Below are 24,975 nucleotides of genomic sequence, written 5' to 3'. Positions count from 1 at the left end.
ATAACAACTCATATATGATGCTTTATTTTTAAAATTAACTTAGAAATCCATAGTCACAGATAAGTTAAACGTGCGTGGTGCGCCCATGCCTAAATTTGTGAAATTAGCCTTCGACCAATAGACTTTATTGCCTACATTTGTAACAGCGGCACGAATAGTTACAGGATTATTGGCAATCTTACTTGTATATCGCGCACCTATGTCAAAGGTAGTATGGCCAGGTATAGATAGGGAATTATCAGCATTAATATATTGCTTGGACATTGTTGTCACATTGGCAGTTAATGTCATGCCCTGCAATTCAGGAATATCCCATTCTACGCCCAATTTTCCCTGCCATTTTGGTAAACCTGTTGCTAATTTCCCTTGGTTGGCAGGATTCGCTGTTTTTGTAACTTTTGGATCAGAATAAGCAATCCCGCCCATTAAGCGAATGCCTTCTAATGGTGTGCCAAAGAAGCTCCATTCTACACCTCGGTTACGTTGTTCACCGCCAAATGAGAAGATATTGGTGGCTGGATCTGTGTAACTACTTGGGCGTTTGATTTCGTACAAACTAAGCGTTTGTGCAAAATCACCAAGGTCGAATTTGATGCCCATCTCTTTCTGTTTTGTTTTATAAGGTGCAAAAACTTCACCAGCATTTGCAGCCGTTGCAGGTGCAATAGAGCCTTGATTTAAGCCTTCAGTGTAGTTGGCATATAAGGCAATGTTATCGGTCGCTTGGAAGATCAATGCAGCGGCTGGCGTGATCGCACTTTCTTTGTAGCGTTCACCCATGCGAGCACCTGTCATGGCATTGAAGCTTTCATTGATCACTTGTTGATGTCGAATCCCCAATGTTAATTGCACTTTGTCATCAAAGGCTGACAGAGTATCTGCAATACCAAAGCTTGTTAAACGCATTTTAGTTTTACTGATGGCGGGAATTGGCGAGGGTTGCGGAAGTTCTGTTCCCCAAACAGGATGATAAATATTGCCTGCCCAATCTCCGCTCGGACCAATGCTTCTATAGCCATTTAAGTGATAGTTCTCATTATAATGAGTAAAGTTAATGGCAAATTGATGATTGATGGGACCAGTATTGGCTTTACCCGTTAATCCTAATTCTATGGATTTACGCGTCCAGCTATCTGATACACCACTGAAATTTGTGCGAAAATCTCCAGCTTGGTTAAATACTAAAGGCACAGCCATATGGCTATTGAAGTCAGTTTTACTCATCCCGCCTGTTGCATAAATCATTAAGTGTTCGGTTAAATCCAATTCTCCACGAAGCATCATGCCTTTATCTGTTGTATTGTAAAAAGCCCAAGGTGGATTCCAAGAGATATCGCCTTTTTTTGGGAGTTTTGGTATAGGTAATCCTGGCGCTAATCTGATCCCGCGTGTTAAACCAGTGACTCGATCTTTACTGTGATACAAATCTGCTGATAGGCGAATGCCTTCACCACGAAAATCTAAGCCCAATGAGCCTAAAGAGGCCTTTTTATCTTGGTGCTTAACAGCAGTTTCACCATCTTTATAAACGCCATTGAAACGAACACCAAATTGTTGATCTTGACCAAAACGGCGGCCTATATCAATGTGTCCACCAAAATGGGATTTAGACATATAGTTTATGGCGAAGCGTGTTAAAGGATCATCACCTGCACGTTTTGTGACTAAATTCACGGAGCCGCCCACAGAGCCTTTCGGTGGCATGCCATTCAATAAGGCAGAAGGACCTTTTAATACTTCCACACGTTCAAACATTTCAGGTAAATTCCGATAATAACCTGCAACGCCAGGTAAGCCGTTGAGCGTCACATCGCCAGATGCAGAGCTGAATCCACGGATTGAATAACCTTCGTTACTTTCGCCAGGAATGCCACTTGAAAATACTGTTGGGTCAGTTTTAGCAATCACTTGTTGAATATCTGTGACTTGCAGATCCTCCATGAATTTTTCTGTATAGCTAATTGTATTGAAAGGTGTTTCCATAAAATCTTTATCGCCTAACAAGCCAATTCTACTACCTGTTGTGACTTGTCCACCAGAATAAGGTGTGCTGGCAGAAGCTAATCCACCATAAACTTCAACGCCATCTAAAGTGACAATAGGATCAGTTTCTTCTGTTGCTTTATTCTCTGCTAATGTAGGTGTGATGCTCACAAGCAAGCTGAATGTTAAGCCTGTTAGCACCAATGATTTTTGATGATAGGGGATTTGCATATTATTTTCCTTGTGTGAGTTAGTTAAGATAGCCTTTGAGCACATCATCGATGATTAATTTAAGGGAAGTTGGGCTTGCAGCTGTGATGTACCAAGCTTCTGCATCTACAAATATCACTTTGCCGTTTTTCCAAGCTTTGGTTTCTTTTAAGAGAGGATTATTCAAACTGTCTGCATTGATGGTTGGTCGGCTTTCCATCACGGCGGTACGATCCACAATGTAGATAATGTCAGGATTAGTTTTGAGGATAAATTCGCTAGAAATGGGCTGGCCGTGCAATGCTGTATCAAGTTCTTGGCTCGCAGGTTTTACACCTAGATCATTGAAAATAAAACCATAGCGAGAGTTCAGGCCAAATGAGGTAAATGAACCATTGTTATGCAAAATAATTAGAGCTTTTTCAGGGCGATTGTGTGTAACACTTAGAGTTTCTTCTACTTTTTCATTAAGCTCATCAATTTTTTGTTGTGCTAAATCTTCTTTCTTAAAAATTTTGCCTAAATCTGTCAGATGTTTTTTGATGACTTCAATGTGTGCTGATTGGCTATCACGGTAATCCACATCAAAATGAATTGTGGGTGCAATTTGGTTCAATTCTTTATAGTGATTAGCTTGAAGAGACGTGATCAAGATTAAATCGGGGCGAGTTGCATAAACTTTTTCTATATTGGGTTGAACAATTGCGCCAGTATCTTGAATATTGGGTGCTGTTTTGTATTTCGTAAGGAAATGTGGCACAAAATCCTTTGGCATGCCCGCAACAGGAATATTCAATTGATCAAGGAAGTCCACTTCATTCATATCCAATGCAGCAACGGTTTGTGGCATTTGTGGAATATCAGTTGTGCCCAAATGATGCTGAATGGCGATAGGCGCATAATCTGTTTGTGTAGCGACATTAACTGTGGCTGTTTTAGGATCACAACCTTGCAGGGCAATAGTAGTTGCGAGTAATAAAGTGATCGCACCAAACTTGTGCTTTGAATTAAAGATCATGTTCATTCTCCTTTTGATATTTTTACGGCAAAGCTTAGCTAAGGCTAGGTCTTAGCAAGACAGCCTGAAGGGTTCAATTGGTCGTCACCAGTTGAGTGTGTTTATGTTGATCCTCGTGTGCGTAGCATCAATAGCAGAAACCAAGTGCCACACACTAAATTCACCAAAATACTGACGGTGGTTCTATAGTTGAATAGATGTTCTACTGCAAGTTGTGCCAATATAAACATCGCAATTGCAATGGCAGCGCCTATTGATAATGTCATTGAGTGCCTAAATGATCGAGTCAATGCATAGGTCATATTGGCAACGAAAATCCCCATAAAAGCAGTGGGTCCGAGTAAGCTTGTTGAGATTGCCACTAATATTGCGATCAATAATAGATATAAGCGCACAGTGCGTTGGTAATCCACGCCGAGTGATATTGCTTGATCGCGCCCTAGTGACAATACGTCCAGTTTCGGTAAATGTTTAAAGCCAATGATGCTGACAAAAACTAGAATCACTGCTGAAATCATCAATTGCTGAGGTTCAGCTTTACCAAAGGAAGCTTGGTTGAATCCTAATAAGATTGAGAATTCTCCTGGGCTCACTTTGAGTTGAATGAATTGTGTAAATGTACTGATGATGATGGTTAAAACTAACCCCAACATTAATAGAACATACACATCATTTTGACCATTGCGAAAAAGGCAACGATGAATGATCCATGAATAACCCAACATCAGCATAATGGATAATAAAAAGTTTGTGTTTGCACCAATAATGACTAAGCTTTGTGTTCCCATGAATAGGATCAATAATGCTTGGAATAACGAGTAAACAGATTCATAACCCATAATGGCGGGCGTTAAAATGCGATTACTTGTGATGCTTTGAAAAATAATGGATGACCAAGCAATGCAAATACCGCCAATGACCATGGTTGTTAAGCGGTTCATGCGCTTGGGAATAAGATAATTGAAATCAAAGCCTGAGCGAATGAATAGAAATGTCATCGCCAATGTCAATACAATGATCCAAATGCGAGTATTCATGTGCGGTTTCTCCATAAAATCAATATGAAGAACAGCACACCGCCAATACTGCCAGCTGTTAAGCCAATCGGCACTTCAAAAGGATGGATCAATAACCGCCCAATGATGTCGCAGATTAATAGTAATGATGCGCCACCTAAAGCTACAAGCGGTAAAGTACGCCCAAGATTATCGCCATAGTACATGGCAACTAAGTTGGGGATCACTAAGCCTACAAAAGGGATTGCGCCAACGGTAATCACAGTGGAGGCAACGGTGACAGCAACGAGGACTAAACCGAGCACAACAGTTGCTGTGTAATTTAAGCCCAAACTTTTGGCAATGCCTTCGCCCATACTGAGCATTGTGAAGCGCTGAGCATACAAATAAGTCAGAATCACAATCGGCAAAATAAGATAAATGATTTCATAGTTACCTTGCACGATTTTTGAAAAATCGCCCAGCATCCAGCCTTGCATGCTTTGTAGAATATTGTTGTGATAAGCGTAATATTCTGCAATGGCGCTGAGTACGCCGCCATACATTAAGCCAATCACAGGGATTAATACTGTGCTTTTTAGGCGAATTCGACTCACCATTCCCACAAAAATTAAGCTAGATGCAAAGCAGAAGAGCAGGGCAAATAACATTCTAATCAGATTACTGGATGTTGGGATCATTGTGAGCGCAACGAGAATGCCAAGTTTTGCTGCATCCAATCCGCCTGATGTTGCAGGCTCAACAAATTTATTGCGCACAATGTGTTGCAGAATCACGCCACAAACAGACAAGCCAACGCCCGTTAAAATAAGTGTTGCTAAACGTGGAAAACGGCTTGCTGTTAATGTGAGCCATGACATATCCTGTGCGCCAATCATGAGTGAAATGATACACAGTACGATGAATATGCCACCAAAAATACTTGCGCGCATTATCAATGAATTTCCTGTGATGTGCGGGACATGATTGTCCAAAATTGTGCATAAGCACCCTTGCGACTGATCAGATCATCATGAGTTCCGATTTCTATCATTTTGCCTTGATCAAGCACGATGATCCTATCAGCCATTTGAATGGTTGAAAGCTGGTGTGCAATGACAACAATTGTTGTATTTCCTTTTAATGTTTCTAAATTTTCGGTGATAATTTTTTGATTTTCAGCATCTAAGGATGCAGTTGCCTCATCGATGAGTAAAATTTTAGATTTTTTGAGTAATGCTCGTGCAATGGTAATTCTTTGGCGTTCACCACCAGATAATTTTGCACCACCTTCTCCGACCATCGTTGATAATCCATGCGGCAATCGAGCAATCATATTTCTCATGCTAGAAGCAGCAATAACCTTTTCTAAATCTTGGGATGATGCATTTGGTTTGCCCATTAAAATATTGTCCTGAATACTGCCTTGAAAGAGAAAGTTTTGTTGAAAAATTTGGCTCACTTGTGATGTTAAGTCTTGTTCGCTCATCTCACGAATATCTATACCTCCAATACGAATGGAGCCTTTAGAAACATCAAAAAACCTTGCCAATAACCGTGTTAATGTGGTTTTGCCAGAGCCAGATGCACCTACGATGGCGATCATCTCTCCTTCTTCAATGTGTAAATTGATATCAGACAGAACATTGTTGGATTCAGGTGAATAAGCAAATGAGACATTCTTCAGTTCAATAGAGCCGTTGCGTGCACGTTGTGAAATATTCGGCATGGGCAATGGTTGCTCTGCAAAAATTTCACTCACAGCTTGTAAATGATTTTTGCCATTACGCATCGCTTCACCGTAATTAGAGATTTCTTGTAAGGGATCAATGAAGCGATTAATTAAGATTAGAGTGATGACGATCGTAATGGTTTCAGTTGACGTAATGCCAAGTGCTAATAGATCATTGAGCCAAATGACAGTAAAACCAAAGAGCAGGGCAAAGAGTGTTTGCACAATCCATCCGCCTAGTATGGTGGATAATGTCGAAATTATGATGAGTTTTATGGCTGACTTTTGCTGAGTTTCAATCGCTCGTTGTAAAAATCGAGTACTGCTATTATCGCCACTAAAAGCACGTAAAACTGATTGTGCTTGCGCAAATTCAACGATCCTTTCACTGGTTTGTGCCGTATTACGATTAAATTCGACATCTGTTTGTGTGCCCAATTTTGCAGTCAAGAAAAGTATTCCCACAATTATAGGTATGCCAATGGAGGCGATCATTCCTAAGATTGGATTGATGATGAAGAGTGCGACGATTAAAACTAAAGGTGCGATTGAACCACTAATGATCGGTGTAAAAAGATGCGCTGGTAATTGAGCGACTTCCATCATGCCTTTTGAAATAATGTGACTCAAGCGAGCATTATTTTCGGGGGTAAACCAGCCAACAGGTAATGTTGCGACATGTTCACCGATACGATGTCGGGCATTTCTTAATAATCCTTCGCCCACTTTAATGCCTGATCGATCTGTCATTTGGCGCAATTTTAATGAAGAAAATACGCCAAACATCATCGGAATAAACCAAAAGAAGGATTGTTGGGTTTGGCCTTGTAATAAAAGGCTAATGACAGGGATAAAGAAAGTCATGGTTAAGCCACTCAAGCATCCGTATAAAATGACTTGGCGAAGATAATTTGTCCATAAATGAGATTCGTTGCCTAAGAGCTGTTTAAAAGTTTTAAACATGTTCATTCCCCTTTTTGTCATAGCCACCTAAATGCCATAATTGTGCGTATCTTCCTTGTTGTGCCAATAATGTTTGGTGTGTGCCTGATTCAATGATCTTGCCTTTTGCCATGACAATAATATGATCGGCATTCATAATGGTATCGAGCCTATGTGCAATCACGAGTAATGTTCGATCTTTAGAAAATCGGGAAAGTGCATCTTGAATCAGCGCTTCACTTGCAGGATCGACAGAAGCAGTTGGTTCATCCAGTATTAAAATTGAAGGATTCAATAGCATGGCTCTGGCGATGCTAATTCTTTGTAATTCTCCGCCAGAAAGTAATGCATCTTCGCCGATAATGGCATCATACTGTCGAGGCAGCGCCATAATGCATTCGTGAATATTGGCAAGTTTTGCCATGTGTTGAATCTCTGCCAATGTTGCATCCTGTTTGCCAAGTGCAATATTATCTCGAATGGATGCATGAATTAAGCGAACCTCTTGCAAGACAAATCCGATCCGTTGATAAAGCTCATGTGATGGAAAATCTGTTAAATCAACATCGCCCAATGAAATGTGGCCGTCATCAGGATCAAAAAATCTTAATGCTAATCGTGCTAATGTGGATTTTCCAGAGCCAGATTCACCAATAATTGCTGTAGTTGTTCCTGCTTTTAATGTGATGCTGAGCTGATCAATGACAGGATGATCTGCATGATAGCCATAGCTAATGTTATGAAATGTTAGTGTGTTATCTTTTGGTAATGCTTGTAAGGTTGTGGGTTGTATTAGAATGGGTGTATTCATCAACTGGTGCAAACGTTCTGCTGAACTTGTGGCATTGCGTAAACCATGTGTGATGAAAGAGATCATCAAAATAGGCGCACAGATATTGGGTGCAATTAAAATAAATGGAATGGTTTCAAATGGTGTCATCCAATTCAGTTGAATGAATAGAAGGGCAATGCCTAGGATAAAGCCCATAATGCTTAATGGGCTAACGATGGCATTGGCTGTTGCAACACTTTTGGATGTGGCAGTTGTCAATTTTAAAAAAGCTTGAGCAAAGTTATCCACTGCATTTCTAAAACCTTTGTGTGCATCGCCTGTGCCAAAAGTTTTAACAACAGGAATACCATTGACAAGTTCAACAACGGCATTATCAATTTGACTCATTCCAATAAAAAACTCGTGCATAAATTCATTGCCTGATTTGTAGGCTTTACCATACAAAAGAAAAAAAGCGATGAAGGGAATGAAAGTGATGATTGCCATTGTCCAATTCACTGTGAATAAATAGATCGCTGAAATAACAACAACAGTCAATGCACGTGAAATTGTGGTAAAGAAATGGGCGGTTAAATCATGAAGCATCGTGACATCATCTTGCATAGCACGTTTAACATCTCCTGAAGCTCTGTCAGTAAACCAGCCTAATGGCATCAATGCTAATCGTTGAATGGTTGATAAACGTAAATGACGTGTCAGATTATTGTCTGCGACATGAATTAAATATTCAGCCCAAGTATTGATCATTAATCCACTCAATAATGCCATTAAACTCACGATCATGACTGTACTAATGTGTGATGCATTTGCGTAACCTAAAGCAGCTTCGGCGATATAAATAATGCCACCCAAAGGTATGAAAATGAGAATAGTTCCAAGTATGGCTAATGCCGAAGAGATGATGATCTCTTTTTTAATAGGCAGTAGTACTTGTTTTAATGAATGCTCCTTATTTTTATTCATATTCATAAAAGCCTCCTGCTGGAATAGAAAAGTGCCTCTGATATTCTCGTTCTCGTCGTTCTTGCATGAATCGTTTAGGTGAATCACCTGCGATCTTTCGGAACATTGTGATAAAACTACTGGTGCTTTCATATCCGAGTGTTTCAGTAATTTCTTGTAGAGAGCGATCTTCCCCTAGCATAAAAATGGCATGGACAACATGTAATTGTCTTCTCCATTGGTTAACGCTCATGCCTGTTTCTTCTGAAAAAAGTCTAGACATATTGCGTTCACTCATATTGATGGATTGAGCCCAAGTTTTTAAAGTTTCACGAGTTGCGGGATTCTGAATGATCTGATCGGTCAGTTTTTTTAAGCGTGGATCGATTGGCAATGGCAGATTTAATGCACCTAATGGTGCATTTTTAAGCTCATCCAATAATACTTCTACTAATCGTCCCTCACTGCCTTGCTCATTATAATTTTCTGGAAATGTGGAAACTTTTTGTAAAATTTCTCTGAGTAGAGAAGAAATGCTCATAATGCAACACTCTTTGGGGAGTTGTTGGCAGGCTGATGGTTCGATGAATAGAACTAAACCTTTAGCATTGTCGCTGATGATAGAGCGATGTTCTATGCTAGGCGGAATCCAAACAGCTCCACGAAAAGGAACATTCCAGATGCCATCTTGCGTTTCTAAACTTGCTACGCCTTTCTCCATAAATATCAGCTGTCCTTTTTTATGGGAATGTGTCACAAGTTCCCAGCTTTCGCTGATTAAACCCATGCCAATCACAAAAACTTTACGATTAATTTGATTGGGATAATCCAGTGAGATATTAAAATGATTAATAAACATCTATAAATTCCAATTGATTAAATATCAAGTAAAGCAATCGCTTTTAGATAAGCTTCTTCTCTTGAGGCAACAACGATGAATGGATATCCCCAGAATTTTTCAAATACTGGGGTGTACAATTTCATCGAATCTCGTTTCTGAAGATCAGGAATGACCATAAAAGAGGATAAAACCCATTGTTTGAGTTGTAATTTATGTTGATTGGCCCATGCGGCGACTTCTTTGCGATCTTCTTTGGCTTGTTCAGCCTCTTCTTTTGAAGATTCACCTTCTCCGATGATGACAAAAGGTTGCTCTTTTGCAAAAAGCTTGTCATAGCACGCTAAAATTTCTCTAAAATCAGTTGCATAAGGCGCACTATAGTCCATGTTGATAATGGGAAAGTCCGCAATATCAATTCGCATATCTATCACCGAAAACTATTAACAAATAAGAATGATTATTATACGCAATTGATATGAAATATGTTTTGATAGACGGACAAAATGTTTTGAAATCGAGCCAAAATGGCAGAAATAAGGTGAGTCAGTACTATCAATGAAAGAGGTATTGCAAATATTTTAAAAATTCAGGTAGGATGACTTAAAAATTATTTAAAGATCTCTCTATGATCCCATTTAACCCTAATGTTTTTTTGTATTTCTATATCGCAGAGCTGATTTTATGGATCGCGCCATTATTTATTTTAATAACATTATTCATAATGTTTAGAGTGATTTATGTGGCTCGCAAAGCACAAATATCCATTTGGCAGCAGTTTTTTAAGCGAAAAATTTTAGCAGGCATTTCACTGATGATATTCGTATGCACAGGCATGTTATCGGTGATTGCTGTAGAAGTTTTGAATATGAAAAAAGAGTTAAACAGGCTATCAAAAAGCTATGATGAAAAGCATCGCAATCAGCAAATGCGTAGAAACTTTGTATTAGAACATGATCACCAATATGGTGAATTTGTTTTTCCTAAAGGCACATTGATCAATCGTTATGATCCTAGTGATGAAGGCGAAGCTATGTATCCATTAATTTTAAGTGGATTGCAAAAAGCACGGTTTGTTGAGCCCATAGAAATAGCAGGTGTTATGGCTTCAGCGATTGATGGTAGTTGGGTTGAATTAGCAGAAGATCAAGAGGTTGGCCCAGTATATTTCTATTCTTCAAAATTTGGTGAATATGGTGGTTGGATGGTTGATCGCACAACGCCAACGATTTTTTGTCCAAAAGGCTCTGTTGCGTTATTTGAAAAACCTTCTGGTCCTAGTTTCAATATGGCTGATGAGGAATGGTGGAAGGATAAAGATGGACAGGATGCTCACTTTAAACCATCGGAATGGCAATTTAGATATTGTGATCATTCACATAAAATTGAAGTATTACCAGCTTACGGAACAGATGCATCGATTGTTATAGAAAAAGCACAATCGGAAAGATAAAGAGCCAAACCATGATCAATATTAGCAAAAAGGCTTGTTACTTGGGTTCTGAGAAAGCATGTATAATGGCGCATAACGCACAGTAATTTTTACGTTGTAAACAAGGATAGTATGAGCAAGAAGCGATTATCAAAAGGAATAATAATTCCAGACAAAGACAAAAAAGTTGTTGAGGTATTATTAGGCTTGAGCAGTGATGCTTCAGATGATGAGTTTGTGATAGGGTTTAGACAAAAATATCCTGAAGATTGGAAAAGAGTGGAAGCACGTTATAAAGAGTATGAAAGCTTAACGAAAAAAGGCAATATTCCACCGATGGCGAAACCTTATCAATATGTGTTAAATGCAGGAAAAGGCATTCGTACGCGTTATAAAAATGGTGAAGATTTAGCAGAAGTTTTAAAAACGATGAATGCGCCAAAGCCAAAATTCATTGAAGGTATTCCACAAGATTTAGAAGCGTTATTAAAGAAATTGCATGATAAAGGTAGTTACGAAAAACGTTTAGATGCGATTAAAAAGCTTGGTAAATACAAGTGTAAAGAAGTGATCGATGAATTTTTAGCAATGATGAAAACAGATCCTGTGACAGATGTGAGAGAAGCTGCTTATTCATGTTTGATTGTATTTGGCTATGACATTAGTCGCCCACGAAAAGCACCGATGTATGTGGATAAGGATTTGAAAGAGAAGCTCATTGAAGTGGCCAACTCATTGCATGCAGATTTTTCTTATGATCGCTTTGCCTCGAAATTTCAGGCGATTTATCCTGAAGAGTATGATCTGCATAAATACAATAAAAACGTATTGTTTAAAGGTTGGTTACAGCAACAAATTAAGCAACTCCCTAAACAATCATCATAAAAACTAACGAGTTTTCAATGCAATTGCGGATAATCCGCCCAGAGTAAATGTAGACATTCGCTAAGTATTCTTAGCATTTGAATAATTAGGGAGCATCATCAACATGAATGTACAAAAAGGTGGGTTGTTCGCATAGTTGAGATCTGATGCTTTTATCTGGCTTGTTAACGCCTGTACAAAATATGCCTTATGGATTAGAAATCGTTTATCTTAATGCGATGTTTCAAAATATCATACGGTTAAAAAGCACGATTGCTTAATAATGATCATAAAAATCTGCTTTATCCTGCCAATTATTTGCAACTATTGGGCAATGTTAATAAGATAATCTGCATAAAAAAGTGACTGCTCACTCATAATATTTGGATAATAAAATGAAAAAAGTATTTGGCTATTTAATCATGATAGGGCTTCTTAGCATATGCTGGGGATTGGCATATATGATGTTCTCGCAAGGAGAAATCACAGGAGCATTGGTATGCTTTGGGATAGGCGCATGTTTTTTTATCTTTTTTGTTTTCATCATTGTGTATGCCAACAAAATGTCTCACCAACATGATTTTACAGGGCAAGATTATGAAGTGGTGATGACGCAGTTAGATCGTGTAGAAAAATTAGGCGAAGCGTATTATTTTGTGCACACAAAATGGGTAGATCCAGAAGGTGGTGCGGAATATTTCTTTAAAAGTGGTTATATCGATTTTAATCCCAAACAATTGCTCAAAGGTAAAGAAATTCCCGTCAAAATCAGTGTTGAAGATTATAGAGTTTATGCGGTTGATTTATCAATGCTGCCGAAAAAAGCCTAGGAGGAATGAATGAAAAATGGCATTAATGCTACGTTGATTTTTGTGTTTTCACTGTTTTTGGTGATGGGGCTCATTTTTGTTGCCATTGGTGTTTCTAATAGTGAATTAATATTTGCAGCAGTGGGTTCAATTTTTGCATTGGTGGGTGGTGCTGCATTGGTATCCATATTGTATCGTGGGCATATTCAAGCAAAAGTTAGAGCAATGGGCATTGCATTGTACACAGATGCAGTGGATGTCATTTTAGAGGATACAAGAGTGAATAATATTCAGGGATATCGTGTGAGAACGCAATGGTTGGATCCAACGACCAATACTTTGTATTATTTTCAGAGCAATTATCTCCAAGAAAATCCAACAGATAAAGTGATAAATATGAAAAAAATTAAAGTGTTAGTGAATCCTAGCAATTATGGCCAATACTATATGGAGTTACCTTTTTAATATGAAACAATTAAGCAATTGGGTATTTATTCCGTTAACGATGATTGCAATTGCGATCATTTTTACATTCGTGAGTTATTACAATACGATCCAAGCTTTGGATGAAAAACAAAGCGGTGCTGCTGCCGAAGTGATCAACCAATATAAGCGCCGTGCGGATTTGATCACTAATTTAGTGAATACAGTTAAAGCTTATACAGAGCATGAACAGTCTGTCTTTGCGGATATTGCAGCATCTCGTGCAGCATTGTCACAATTAAACATCACGCCCGAAAGCTTTCAAAATGAGACGACATTACAAAATTTTGAAAAAATGCAATCCACACTCAAAACAGAATTATCACGTTTGCTTGTCATTGTCGAAAGCTATCCAGAATTACAAGCCAATGAGCTGTATAAGAATTTAATGGTGCAGTTAGAAGGCACGGAGAATCGTATTACTGTTGCGCGTAATCGTTATATCGAAGCTGTGCGTGAATACAATACAACGCTGAGAAAAGTGCCTTATGTCTTTTTAGCGAATGTATTTGATTATCGGACATTGCCACAATTTTCTATCGAAGATTCCAACATAGAACAACCGCCCGTTGTGACATTTTAATAAGGATAAATCGTATGCGCTTGCTTTCTCGTGTATTCAGAGTTTGGTTGGTGACCATTATTGCATTCTCTGGCATTAGCTTTGCCACATCTGATATTCCTAAGTTAACTGGCGGTGTGATGGATGAGGTTGGGATTTTATCACCCAGTCAAAGATCAGAATTGGATCAAAAAATTATGTCACTAGAGTATGAATTAGGATCGCAAGTGGCAGTGTTGATCATTCATTCCACAGAAGGTGAATCCATTGTGGATTATGGCGTTCGTGTGATGGAAAATTGGCAGCTCGGTCGTAAAGATGTGGATGATGGTTTATTGCTTGTGGTTGCAGTGGCAGATCGTCAAATGCGAATAGAAGTGGGTTATGGTTTAGAAGGTGCCATTCCTGATGTCATTGCGATGTCTATTATCAATGAAGAAATGGTGCCAGCATTCCGTGCAGGCAATTATGATCAAGGTATTATGAATGCCGTGGATCGTATGATCCTATTGGTTCGCGGTGAAAATTTACCCTCACAAGCGGATGAACCCATCAGCACGACATTGATTGTGATTGCAGTCTCTAGCTTTTTGATTGTGATATTGTTGGTGAAATATCTATTTTTTGGTCATCAACGCAATGAGATTGTTGGGCAAGTGCAAGTGTCAAATCATCAAGAAAGCAGCTGGCAAAAGCATATTCGTGAACGTAGGGAAGTGCGCCTAGCATCCATCGAGAGCAGTGAGAAAATTGAAGTTGATTCTCCAGATCAATCCCCTATCAAGATCCCTATACCATTACAGAATGATAAAAAAGTTAAGATCGTGGCGTCTTTTACAGATCGGCCTGTGATTGCATCAGCTTATGCAACTTCGCCAAATATTGTGGATTTCACTAAAAGAGGGCTGAAATATAGGTTAGAGCAGCTCGATAGTCTAAAGAAAAATCCTAAGGAATCAACACCGAAAGAAAAGTTTCTGTTCGGTCTTTTACAAGCCGTGGTCATTGCTATTTTTACAGGGGTTTTCTTTGCATCATTCTTCGGTAGTGCATATTGGGGATTAGGGATTGGCCTTGCGGCATTGGTTTATAACACTATATTGCATGGCACATCGATCACTGATCATAAATGGTTGCGTGCTGTGTTTGAATCTATCCCAAGTTCAGCGATATTTGGTGTGATCGCTTATTTTGTTATGGATCTTAAAATCGGATTAATGGTTGGCGGTGGTTTTTGGGTTTTACAAACGCTTGGCTTAGGATTGGGCATCATGAAAAGAGCCTTTGCTGTGAATATCAGCAAAGGTGGCTCTTCATATTCTAGTGGTTCGAGCTCAAGCAGTAGTTCATCCAGTTCTAGTGGCCGTTCTGGTGGCGGCGGACGCAGCGGCGGCGGTGGCGCTTCTGGCAGTTGGTAAGGATTTATAATGCGCCCACATGATGATAAGCGCGATTAAAATAGACTAAACCACGATTCTGTTGGCTTTGTTGAATGGCGACGATGTGGCAAATGAAAATTGTATGTGTACCGATTTCTTGAATTTGATCGATGTGGCAATCAAAACTCACCAGTGCATCTTCTAACACAGGTGCGCCTGTTTTTAAAATAGTCCAAGTGCCATGTTCAAAGCGTTCTTCAGGGCTCATTTTGGATGAAAATACTTTAGAAATGTCTTGGTGTTGTGAGCCTAGCACATTTACAGTTAAAATTTTATTTTGAATAAAATGATCATGTGAGTGAGATGAACGGTTCATACATACTAATAATGATGGTGGTGAATCTGTGACGCTACATACAGCAGATGCAGTGAAACCATGACGCCCTGCTTCACCCATTGTGGTTACGACATTAACAGCACCTGTTAATAAAGACATTGCATTTCTAAAGTCTGTTACTTCAACCATTACTCTTTCCTAAATTGAATCATAGTTTTGTTCCTGATATTTAACTATAGCATGGGATTCCCGCAAGTGAGTTGAGTATCGGATTAAATATTAAGGGAAGATATTATCCCTTATATATTCATTGAGGATGATTTATAACTCTTGGCGAACGATTGCGGCGCCTGCGCTCAATGCTTCTAGTTTACCGCGTGCCACTGGACGAGATAATGGTGCCATGCCGCAATTTGTTGAAGGATAAAGCTTATCTGCATCTACAAATTGTAAAGCTTTTCTCAATGTATCAGCCACTTCTTCCGCTGTTTCAATGGTATTTGTTGCAACATCAATTGCACCAACCATCACTTTTTTACCACGAATCAGCTCGATTAAATCCATTGGTACACGAGAGTTTTGACACTCTAATGAGATAATATCGATATTAGATTGCTGAAGTTTAGGGAAAACCTCTTCATATTGGCGCCATTCAGAGCCTAAAGTTTTCTTCCAATCTGTATTGGCTTTAATGCCGTAGCCGTAGCAGATGTGCACAGCAGTTTCGCATTTTAAGCCTTCAATCGCGCGTTCTAAAGCAGCAATGCCCCAATCATTCACTTCATCAAAAAATACATTGAATGCGGGTTCATCGAATTGAATGATATCAACGCCCGCAGCCTCTAGTTCTTTCGCTTCTTGGTTAAGGATTTTAGCGAATTCCCAAGCGAGTTTTTCACGGCTTTTGTAATGATCATCATACAGCGTATCGATCATTGTCATTGGGCCAGGTAAAGCCCATTTAATCGGTTGATCTGTCAGTTTGCGTAGGAATTTTGCATCTTCCACAAATACAGGCTTTTGGCGAGAAACCGCATCCACAACAGTGGGTACACTTGCATCATAACGATTACGGATTCTCACTGTTTCACGTTTTTCAAAATCAACGCCACTGAGATGTTCGATGAATGTTGTCACAAAATGTTGGCGAGTTTGTTCGCCATCACTCACAATATCAATGCCAGCTAACAATTGCTCTTGCAATGCCAAGCGTAATGCATCTTGCTTACCTTCGATGAGTCCTTCGCCTTCTAATTTCCAAGGTGACCATAATTTCTCAGGTTCTGCCAACCAAGAAGGTTTTGGTAAGCTGCCAGCAGTTGATGTTGGTAATAAAATTTTCATAATTAATAACCTTGTATTGCGATTTTATTGTTAAGTGTTTAAAAGTGACTAGACTATGATTAAAGTGCGTAGTTAGCAGCCCATTTTTCAAGAATGAATTGGTAAGGTTTAATGAAATTTTCCTCAGTAAATTTACCTTGTTTAACAGCCAATTGACTGCGTTCTTCACGGTCATAAACTATTTGTGTTAATGAATAATCTTGATAGTTTAAGCTCGGTTGATAACATTGACCTGCCACAGAATTTGCATTGTAGATTTCAGGGCGATAGATTTTTTGGAATGTTTCCATTGTGCTGATTGTGCTGATTAATTCGAGATTTGTGTAATCACTCAATAAATCACCTGAGAAATAGAAGGCGAAAGGTGCAACGCTGCCTTTTGGCATGAAGTAACGAACCTCTAAGCCCATTTTTTTGAAATATTCATCCGTCAATGAATATTCATCTTGTCGGTATTCAACGCCCAAAATAGGATGAGAGTTTTCAGTGCGATGATAAGTTTTTGTTGTGGAAACGCTTAAGCAGATCACAGGTTGCTTACTGAAATGAGCATGATATTCATTTGAATTTAAAAAGTATTTAAAGAGCTTGCCGTGTAAATCGCCAAAATCATCAGGTGCATTGAAAGTTGGTTGATCTTTATTGTGTTCTAATAGCAATACGCTAAAGTCATAATCACGCACATAAGAGGAGAAGCTATTGCCCACAATGCCTTCGATGCGTTGATTGGTTTTGTGGTCGATGATGTTTGTTTTCAATACTTCAATTGTTGGGAAAGTATTGCCTTTACCTTCGATGTCAATATCAACAGAGACAATATCAATTTCAACAGAATAACGATCACTTTTAGGATTATCCCAATTCGCTAGATCATTGAAACGATTATTGATCATCGCTAAAGTTTTACGAAGATTTTCTTTGCGGCTTTCACCACGCGCTAAATTCGCAAAGTTAGTTGTTAGGCGAGTATTGTTGGATGGATGATAGTTTTCATCGAAGCGAATACTCTGAATGGCGCATGTAAAATTTTGACTCATGGTGGTTATTCCTTATTTTTGTATAAAACATATATGTATTTATACTCAAAGGAAGATATGAATAAAAATGATTTGATTTCATAAAACGATGAATAATATTCATGAATAGAAATTTGTGGCTTGAATGCAAACATAAAAAAGCCATGAGTGCAGTTCAACTGCACTCATGGCTTGGATGAATGTTGGTGCTAAAATTTATTTAACTCATTAAGTAAGTATATAAAGTTGAGCCTCCTAAAATCGCCATGATGATGACAACTAAAGCGCCGAATACCGCTTGCCAAATTGGGTGTTTGTAATCACCAACAATTTTCTTATTGTAAGCAGCAACTAAAATTGGCCCTAATGTTAATGGCAAAATTAAGCCATTCAATGCACCAACTAAAATTAAGATATCAACAGGGCGACCAACGCTGATGAATACAATTGTTGAAATCACAATGAATGCAATGATAATTTTATTCAAATGTTGTGCAACCTTAGGGCTAAAAATTCGTAAAAAGCTTACGGATGTATAAGCGGCACCAATTACAGAAGTGATCGCGGCTGCCCACATAATGATCCCGAAGAACATATAGCCTACTTTGCCTGCCGCATTTTGGAAGACAGAAGCAACTGGATTGCTCATCGCGATTTCATAGCCTTGTGAAACGATGCCCAATACGGCTAAGAATAGAATGATACGCATGATTGCAGTCACACCGATGCCAGCTAATGCACCTCTTGAAACATCTTTCAACATTTCAGGGCCATGTACACCAGAATCGATTAATCTGTGTGCGCCTGCAAATGTGATGTATCCGCCCACAGTTCCGCCCACTAATGTAATGGTTGCTAAAATGATCTCTTTATCAAATTTTTCAGGCATGACTGCGCGGTAGGCTGCTTCTGCCAAAGGTGGTGATGAATTAACCACAACATAGCACGTCAATAAGATCATCACGATCCCTGCATATTGCACGAATTTATCCATCGCACGACCTGCTTCTTTGAATAAGAAAATGCCAATGGCAATGATGGCACTGATGACCGCACCTAATTCTGTGGAAATAATGAAAGAACCACCTGAAATACCATCTGTGAATGCTTGTAGGCCTAACCCAGCACCTGCGACGTTACCGATGTTGAATGCTAAACCGCCCATGACCACAAGAATGGTGACGATATAACCTAATCCAGGCACGATGGCATTGGCAATATCTTGTCCACGCATATTGGAGACAGTGATGACTTTCCAAATATTGAGCTGTGCACCCAAATCTAAAATGATGGAAACTAAAATGGCAAATGCTAAGCTCGCGCCTAATTGCAATGTAAATGCGGTTGTTTGTGTTAAAAAACCTGGGCCAATGGCGGATAAACCCATTAAAAACACAGCGCCGACTATGAATTTCCTCTTTGATTTTATGTCTTGCATAAATAAATTTCTCCTTGGGGTGAATTATTGTTTTATTGAGGCTGCATTGCTCTGATTTGTATATTTTCCTGAATGAGCATATCGCGGATGGTTTGTGCAAATTTCAATGCAGTAACACCATCGCCATGAATACAGATCGTATCTGTTTTTAATGGAATGATTGCTTGCGTGGTTGTTGTCACACTTTGCTCCTTCACCATTTGTAGTACTTGGCGAATGGCAATCTTTGGATCAGTGATCAGTGCATTTGCTTCGCTTCTTGCGGTTAAACTGCCATCGGCTTGATAAGTACGATCTGCAAAGACTTCGTTGGCAACAGGGATGCCAATGTCGTTACCTGCTTCGATCATTGCGCTGCCAGATAAGCCAAAAAAGATGACATCACCATTGCCCACATCAGCGATGGCTCTTGCGATCGCTGTTGCTAATGCTTTATCTTTACTGGCCATTTGATAAAGTGCACCGTGAGGTTTGACGTGATTAAGTTTGCCGCCCAAAGCTTTTAAAAAACCTTGTAAAGCACCCACTTGATAAATCACCATGTCGTAGACTTCTTCTGGTGTCACGGCAAGATTGCGGCGACCAAAACCTTGTAGATCAGGCAAAGCAGGGTGAGCACCAATGGCGATGTTATTGTCTAATGCCAGTTGTACGGTTTTTCTCATCGTGGAAAAATCACCTGCATGAAAGCCGCAAGCGATATTCGCAGATGATATGAATGGCATAATGGCCTGATCATTACCCATTAACCAAGGGCCGAAGCTCTCACCTAAATCACAGTTTAAATCAATCGTCATGGGTTTAGACATTGGTATTTTCCTCCGCATTGGCTAGTGAAAGCATATATTCAATATGTTGTAGATATTTTTTCTGAGTCTGTAATTTGGCTTGGGCTTCTTGTTCATCAATGAACTCAAATCGTAAATGATTGCGCATTGGTAAATAAGCCAGTTTCCAAAGTTCTGCTTGTGGGATCACCGCAATTCTTGGATAACCGCCAGTACTTTGGCATTCCGCGGTTAAGATCAAAGGTTGTCCATTAGGCGGCACTTGAATCACGCCTTCAAAAACGCCTTGTGATAATAGATCTGAGGCCGTACGTGTTAAAGATTTACCCATTAAACGAATGCCCATACGATTGCTATGACTGCTGACTTCCCAAGATTGATTCACAAAATTTTGCTGAGATTCTTCTGTAAATTCTTCAAATTCTGGCCCTTTGAGCACAAAAATTTTATTGGCTAAAAATTCTTTATTGAAAGAACGAATGCCAATAGAGTGGCTGAAATTTGTATAAGAGTCATTGAGCTGAATGTGATCGCCAGCTTTTAAGCGAGAACCGTCGCCATTTAAGCCACCGAGATGATTTTTAATGTCTGTACTGATTGATCCTAAAACAGGTTCAGCAATGATGCCGCCAGAAACCGCTAAATAGCAGTAAAGCCCAGATTGTTGCATAGGTTTGATTTTAACGCGCTGACCTTTTTGGATAAAAATGCGCCAACCATGTGCCACTTGCTTTGTATGATCAATGAAAATATTGCACAGTGAACCTGTCACAGCGATCCAACAATCTTGGTTGAATTGAAATTCAGCGGCAGTGATAAGAGCAATTTCAATCGCAGGAGTTTGACTTGGATTGCCCACCAAACGATTGGCTAAATGTAGAGATAATGTGTCAATGGCACCTGATTTCCCAACGCCTAAATGCGCGTAACCAGAACGACCAAAATCTTGAATGGCGCAATAAGCACCAGCATTGATGACTTCCATCATAGTTCAGCGCCCTCCACAACAAATTGTAATTGATCACCTGGTAAAAATAGAGAAGGATCTTCTCGTGTAGAATCGAAGAACTTCATATTGGTATTGCCAATGATCTGCCAACCGCCAGGCGATTCTTCTGGGTAAACACCTGTTTGTGCACCACCAATGCCTACGCTGCCTGAAGGGATTTTAAGGCGTGGTTCAGCTCTTCGTGGTGTATGAATGACAGGATTTAATCCGCCCAAATACACAAAGCCTGGCATAAAACCAACAAAATAAACGGTATAAATGGCAGCAGTATGTAGTTCGATTAATTCATGGGGAGAAATCTTATGCGCCTTGGAAACCTCTAATAAATCAGGGCCTTTTTCACCACCATAAAACACAGGAACTTCGACCAATTTCCCTGATGTATTGATGAATGAAGCGGATTCTGAAAGATGCCAAAGTTCGATCAATAGCGATTTAAGGTAGGCTTGATCAATATCATGGTAAGCATCAAATGTCACAGTGATGTTATTCATGCCAGGAATAATATCGAGAATGTAGTCCTCTTTAATATTTTGGGCAATCCACCAAATGCGCCTTTGATTTTCAATTGAAACTGCCTGAGTGCAAGATAAAGTAATGCCTCTATCGCCCACAGGATATACTGTGACTGCCATGATTTCCTCCAAGGTACTGCTATTATTATGTAAAACCAAACAACTTTAGCGATAGAGATTTCCATTGTCAATAAAGTTACATAAGGGCTACATAATATTGGAATTAACTTTGAATGTATTAGCAAATCAGAACAATGAGTTATGTAAAATAAAAAATTATGATTGAGTTGACGATTAAAAATGCAAAATAATGATGAATAAAATTTAAACAGAGTGATATGAAAAAGGTAAAAGTTTGATTTAAGCCATTATTTTTTGATCATATATATATTTTATTGGCAGAGAGATTACCAAGGGCAAAAAAAGCTTTTGTTTGAGTGAAAAGTCTGTATCATCCGTCCTCTTAGCTGAAATCTACAGACAGATTTTAGACTAAGATTATTATATAAAGCACCGAGTCAAAGGACCGCAAGTCACCAGACTTATTTCTTTCAAAACCCTATCAGAGATGGTAATTCGATATGAGCGTTTTTTCTGTAAACCCTGCCACTAATCCTTCCAACGAATACTATTTGGCTCGCCAAAGTCAGATGGAATCGAATGTTCGTAGCTATCCACGCAAGTTGCCGTTGGTTATAGCGGAAGCCTTAGGTTGCTGGGTTACCGATGTGGAAGGTACTAAGTACCTAGATTGTTTAGCTGGGGCAGGAACATTGGCATTAGGCCATAATCATCCTGCGGTTATTAAAAGTATTCAAGATACCTTAACAAGTGGTTTGCCACTACATACTTTAGATTTAACAACACCTTTAAAAGATGCTTTTACTGAAGCATTACTTGAGCATTTACCAGGTGGTAAAGAAGAGTATTGTTTACAGTTTTGTGGACCATCTGGTGCAGATGGTACAGAAGCAGCAATGAAACTTGCAAAAACTTATACAGGACGCAGTTCTATCATCAGTTTTTCAGGTGGTTTCCATGGTATGACTCATGGATCTTTATCTGTCACAGGCAATTTATCTGCAAAAAATGCAGTGAATGGCTTAATGCCAGGCGTTCAATTTATGCCATATCCGCATGAGTATCGTTGTCCATTCGGTTTGGGCGGCGAAGCTGGTGTTGATGCATTGACATATTACTTTGAAAATTTCATTGAAGATGTCGAAAGTGGTGTAACAAAGCCAGCAGCGGTGATTCTTGAAGCCATTCAAGGTGAAGGCGGCGTTGTTGCTGCACCTATCAAATGGTTGAAAAAAATCCGTGAAGTGACAGAGAAACACGGCATTTTATTGATTTTAGATGAAGTGCAAGCAGGCTTTGCGCGTTCTGGCAAAATGTTTGCCTTTGAACATGCAGGCATTGAACCTGACATCATCGTTATGTCAAAAGCAGTGGGCGGTAGCTTACCGTTAGCAGTTTTGGGCATTAAGCGTAAATTTGATGCATGGCAACCAGGCGCTCACACAGGCACGTTCCGTGGCAATCAATTGGCGATGGCAACAGGCATCACAACATTGAATACAATCAAAGAGCAAAACTTAGCGAAAAATGCTGAAGAGCGCGGTGATTTCTTACAAGCTGAATTGAAAAAATTAGCACAAGAATTCCCATGCATCGGTAATGTTCGTGGTCGCGGCTTGATGATCGGTATTGAGATGGTGGATGAGCGTCAAGGTGCGGATCGTATGGGATCTTTCCCTGCTGATGCTCAATTATCAGCAGCTGTACAAACAGCGTGTTTCAATAACAAATTATTGTTAGAGAAAGGTGGTCGTAACGGTACAGTGATTCGTTTATTGTGTCCATTGATCATCACACAAGAAGAGTGTGAAGAGATCATTGTGCGCTTTAAGAAAGCATTGGCGGAAGCATTAACTGTGGTGAGAGGTGCTTAATGGCTGATTTTGCAGAACATCGTAAAGCGCTATTCTGCAATGATGCACAATCCATCGCTGATTATCAGTCAGCGATGGCCGAAGCAGTGGAAGCTGTTTCTGCATGGTTGCAAAATGAAAAAATGTACACAGGCGGCAGCATTAAAGCGCTCCGAGAAGAGATCGCATTTCAACCTTCAAAAGAAGGCATGGGCGTACAAAAATCATTGGATCGTATGGTGGAGCTTTTCTTAAATAAAAGCTTAAAAGTTCATCATCCACACTCTTTGGCGCATTTACATTGTCCAACAATGGTGACAAGCCAAATCGCTGAAGTGTTGATCAATGCCACAAACCAATCAATGGATTCATGGGATCAAAGCCCAGCGGGATCATTGATGGAAGTGCAGTTGATTGATTGGTTGCGTCAAAAAGTTGGTTATGGTGCTGGGCAAGCTGGTGTATTCACATCGGGCGGTACACAATCCAACTTGATGGGCATTTTGCTCGCGCGTGATGCATGTATTGCGAAAAACTGGAAAAATGATGCAGGACAGCCTTGGTCTGTTCAGCGTGATGGCATTCCAGCAGAAGCAATGCGTAATGTGAAATTCATCTGCTCTGAAAATGCACATTTTTCTGTTCAGAAAAATTTAGCAATGATGGGCATGGGTTTTCAGTCAGTTGTGACTGTGCCAGTTGATCGTGATGCGAAAATTGATACGATTGCATTGGCTAAAACAATGGCTGATTTGCAAGCTGAAGGCAAGATTGTTGCGTGTATTGTTGCAACTGCAGGTACAACAGATGCAGGCGCGATTGATCCTATGAAAGAGATTCGTGCAATTGCTGATCAATATGGCGCATGGATGCACATTGATGCTGCTTGGGGCGGTGCTTTGATTTTGTCTAATCAGCATCGTGCAATGTTGGATGGCATTGAATTGTCTGATTCAGTGACATTAGACTTCCATAAGCACTATTTCCAAACGATTTCTTGTGGTGCTTTCTTACTGAAAGATGAAGCGAACTATCGTTACATGCATTATGAAGCTGAATATTTAAATTCAGCTTATGATGAAGAGCATGGTGTGCCAAATCTTGTGTCTAAATCCTTACAAACAACACGTCGTTTTGATGCGTTGAAATTATGGATGACAGTAGAAGCATTGGGCGAAGCATTATATGGCTCGATGATTGATCATGGCGTGCAGTTAACACGAGATGTTGCTGAATATATCAAAGCAACGGATGGCTTAGAATTGTTGGTTGAACCACAATTCGCATCAGTGTTATTCCGCGTTGTGCCAGAAGGTTATCCTGCTGAGCTCGTGGATAATTTGAATCAAAACGTGGCAGATGAACTATTTGCACGTGGCGAAGCGAATATCGGCGTCACAAAAGTGGGTGATGTTCAATCATTAAAAATGACGACATTAAGCCCAATCGCAACATTGGAAAATGTTCAGAATCTATTGTCTTTAGTGCAAGCAGAAGCTGATAGTATTAAAGGCGCGATTGCCAATGGTACATATACTCCGCCAATTGATTAATTCATATTAATCATTGCGAGTATTGAAAAGAGGATCGTTGATCCTCTTTTTCATTGAAA

Annotated in this window: 23 protein-coding genes; 8 read left to right on the top strand and 15 right to left on the bottom strand. The window is 39.5% G+C overall.

The genetic code is table 11. The annotated features are described in order from the left end of the window. Positions 1-39: 39 nt before the first annotated feature. The 8 genes from ACA100_RS10875 to ACA100_RS10840 all read right to left on the bottom strand — a co-directional run bounded on the left by ACA100_RS10875 (position 40) and on the right by ACA100_RS10840 (position 9,878). Entirely contained in the window at positions 40-2,214 is a 2,175-nt protein-coding gene (locus ACA100_RS10875) for a TonB-dependent receptor (RefSeq protein WP_481077733.1), read from the bottom strand. A gap of 19 nt (positions 2,215-2,233) precedes the next feature. Beyond that, positions 2,234-3,211: a siderophore ABC transporter substrate-binding protein gene (locus tag ACA100_RS10870; RefSeq protein ID WP_481077732.1), complete on the bottom strand. Its 978-nt coding sequence runs from the start codon at positions 3,209-3,211 to the stop codon at positions 2,234-2,236. Positions 3,212-3,312: 101 nt separating this feature from the next. After that, a complete protein-coding gene (locus tag ACA100_RS10865) occupies positions 3,313-4,248 on the bottom strand; it encodes an iron chelate uptake ABC transporter family permease subunit (RefSeq protein ID WP_481077731.1) in 936 nt (311 codons plus the stop codon). Then, the gene (locus ACA100_RS10860; RefSeq protein ID WP_481077730.1) at positions 4,245-5,159 is read right to left on the bottom strand and encodes an ABC transporter permease; all 915 of its coding nucleotides are present in this window, start codon (positions 5,157-5,159) and stop codon (positions 4,245-4,247) included. The genes ACA100_RS10865 and ACA100_RS10860 overlap by 4 nt, the downstream gene beginning before the upstream one ends. Positions 5,160-5,161: 2 nt before the next feature. Then, on the bottom strand, positions 5,162-6,901 hold the full coding sequence (locus tag ACA100_RS10855) for an ABC transporter ATP-binding protein (protein WP_481077729.1): 1,740 nt from the start codon (positions 6,899-6,901) through the stop codon (positions 5,162-5,164). After that, positions 6,894-8,642, bottom strand: coding sequence for an ABC transporter ATP-binding protein (locus ACA100_RS10850; protein ID WP_481077728.1), 1,749 nt, complete (start codon positions 8,640-8,642; stop codon positions 6,894-6,896). Before ACA100_RS10850 ends, ACA100_RS10855 begins: the two co-directional genes overlap by 8 nt. After that, on the bottom strand, positions 8,629-9,474 hold the full coding sequence (locus ACA100_RS10845; RefSeq protein WP_481077727.1) for an AraC family transcriptional regulator: 846 nt from the start codon (positions 9,472-9,474) through the stop codon (positions 8,629-8,631). Before ACA100_RS10845 ends, ACA100_RS10850 begins: the two co-directional genes overlap by 14 nt. Before the next feature lie 17 nt (positions 9,475-9,491). Beyond that, positions 9,492-9,878 (bottom strand): hypothetical protein, encoded by a 387-nt coding sequence (locus ACA100_RS10840; RefSeq protein WP_481077726.1) that lies wholly within the window; start codon positions 9,876-9,878, stop codon positions 9,492-9,494. 203 nt (positions 9,879-10,081) lie between these two features. Between ACA100_RS10840 and ACA100_RS10835 the strand changes: the two genes are divergently transcribed. The 6 genes from ACA100_RS10835 (at position 10,082) to ACA100_RS10810 (ending at position 15,021) form a co-directional block, all read left to right on the top strand. Continuing rightward, positions 10,082-10,906 (top strand): hypothetical protein, encoded by an 825-nt coding sequence (locus tag ACA100_RS10835; RefSeq protein WP_481077725.1) that lies wholly within the window; start codon positions 10,082-10,084, stop codon positions 10,904-10,906. Positions 10,907-11,017: 111 nt separating this feature from the next. Continuing rightward, entirely contained in the window at positions 11,018-11,770 is a 753-nt protein-coding gene (locus ACA100_RS10830; protein ID WP_481077724.1) for a HEAT repeat domain-containing protein, read from the top strand. Between the two features lie 440 nt (positions 11,771-12,210). Beyond that, positions 12,211-12,579: a hypothetical protein gene (locus tag ACA100_RS10825; RefSeq protein WP_481077723.1), complete on the top strand. Its 369-nt coding sequence runs from the start codon at positions 12,211-12,213 to the stop codon at positions 12,577-12,579. 9 nt (positions 12,580-12,588) lie between these two features. Next, entirely contained in the window at positions 12,589-13,023 is a 435-nt protein-coding gene (locus tag ACA100_RS10820; RefSeq protein WP_481077722.1) for a hypothetical protein, read from the top strand. Position 13,024: 1 nt separating this feature from the next. After that, positions 13,025-13,624: a LemA family protein gene (locus ACA100_RS10815; protein ID WP_481077721.1), complete on the top strand. Its 600-nt coding sequence runs from the start codon at positions 13,025-13,027 to the stop codon at positions 13,622-13,624. A gap of 14 nt (positions 13,625-13,638) precedes the next feature. After that, a complete protein-coding gene (locus tag ACA100_RS10810) occupies positions 13,639-15,021 on the top strand; it encodes a TPM domain-containing protein (RefSeq protein WP_481077720.1) in 1,383 nt (460 codons plus the stop codon). A gap of 4 nt (positions 15,022-15,025) precedes the next feature. Here ACA100_RS10810 and ACA100_RS10805 read toward each other — a convergent pair whose 3' ends face one another. From ACA100_RS10805 to pxpB, 7 genes are all read right to left on the bottom strand, one after another. Then, positions 15,026-15,508 carry a flavin reductase family protein gene (locus tag ACA100_RS10805; RefSeq protein WP_481077719.1) on the bottom strand — a complete coding sequence of 161 codons (483 nt, stop codon included), beginning with the start codon at positions 15,506-15,508 and terminating at the stop codon, positions 15,026-15,028. A gap of 132 nt (positions 15,509-15,640) precedes the next feature. After that, the gene (locus ACA100_RS10800) at positions 15,641-16,663 is read right to left on the bottom strand and encodes a methionine synthase (RefSeq protein WP_481077718.1); all 1,023 of its coding nucleotides are present in this window, start codon (positions 16,661-16,663) and stop codon (positions 15,641-15,643) included. A gap of 59 nt (positions 16,664-16,722) precedes the next feature. Beyond that, the gene (locus tag ACA100_RS10795) at positions 16,723-17,700 is read right to left on the bottom strand and encodes a DUF1852 domain-containing protein (protein ID WP_481077717.1); all 978 of its coding nucleotides are present in this window, start codon (positions 17,698-17,700) and stop codon (positions 16,723-16,725) included. A 199-nt stretch (positions 17,701-17,899) separates the two neighbouring features. Beyond that, positions 17,900-19,117, bottom strand: coding sequence for an NRAMP family divalent metal transporter (locus tag ACA100_RS10790; RefSeq protein WP_481077716.1), 1,218 nt, complete (start codon positions 19,115-19,117; stop codon positions 17,900-17,902). Between the two features lie 32 nt (positions 19,118-19,149). Continuing rightward, entirely contained in the window at positions 19,150-19,926 is a 777-nt protein-coding gene (locus tag ACA100_RS10785) for a LamB/YcsF family protein (protein WP_481077715.1), read from the bottom strand. Next, on the bottom strand, positions 19,919-20,893 hold the full coding sequence (locus ACA100_RS10780; protein WP_481077714.1) for a 5-oxoprolinase subunit C family protein: 975 nt from the start codon (positions 20,891-20,893) through the stop codon (positions 19,919-19,921). Before ACA100_RS10780 ends, ACA100_RS10785 begins: the two co-directional genes overlap by 8 nt. Continuing rightward, positions 20,890-21,549 (bottom strand): 5-oxoprolinase subunit PxpB, encoded by a 660-nt coding sequence (pxpB, locus tag ACA100_RS10775; protein WP_481077713.1) that lies wholly within the window; start codon positions 21,547-21,549, stop codon positions 20,890-20,892. The genes ACA100_RS10780 and pxpB overlap by 4 nt, the downstream gene beginning before the upstream one ends. Positions 21,550-22,010: 461 nt before the next feature. Between pxpB and ACA100_RS10770 the strand changes: the two genes are divergently transcribed. Together ACA100_RS10770 and ACA100_RS10765 are read left to right on the top strand one after the other, a co-directional pair. Next, a complete protein-coding gene (locus tag ACA100_RS10770; protein ID WP_481077712.1) occupies positions 22,011-23,384 on the top strand; it encodes a diaminobutyrate--2-oxoglutarate transaminase in 1,374 nt (457 codons plus the stop codon). Further along, positions 23,384-24,916 (top strand): pyridoxal phosphate-dependent decarboxylase family protein, encoded by a 1,533-nt coding sequence (locus ACA100_RS10765; protein WP_481077711.1) that lies wholly within the window; start codon positions 23,384-23,386, stop codon positions 24,914-24,916. Before ACA100_RS10770 ends, ACA100_RS10765 begins: the two co-directional genes overlap by 1 nt. Positions 24,917-24,975: the final 59 nt, after the last annotated feature.

It is taken from the genome of Wohlfahrtiimonas sp. XWW7, assembly GCF_056716055.1.
The sequence above is the reverse complement of the archived record's forward strand: the minus strand, read 5'-3'. Positions and strand labels throughout refer to the sequence as shown.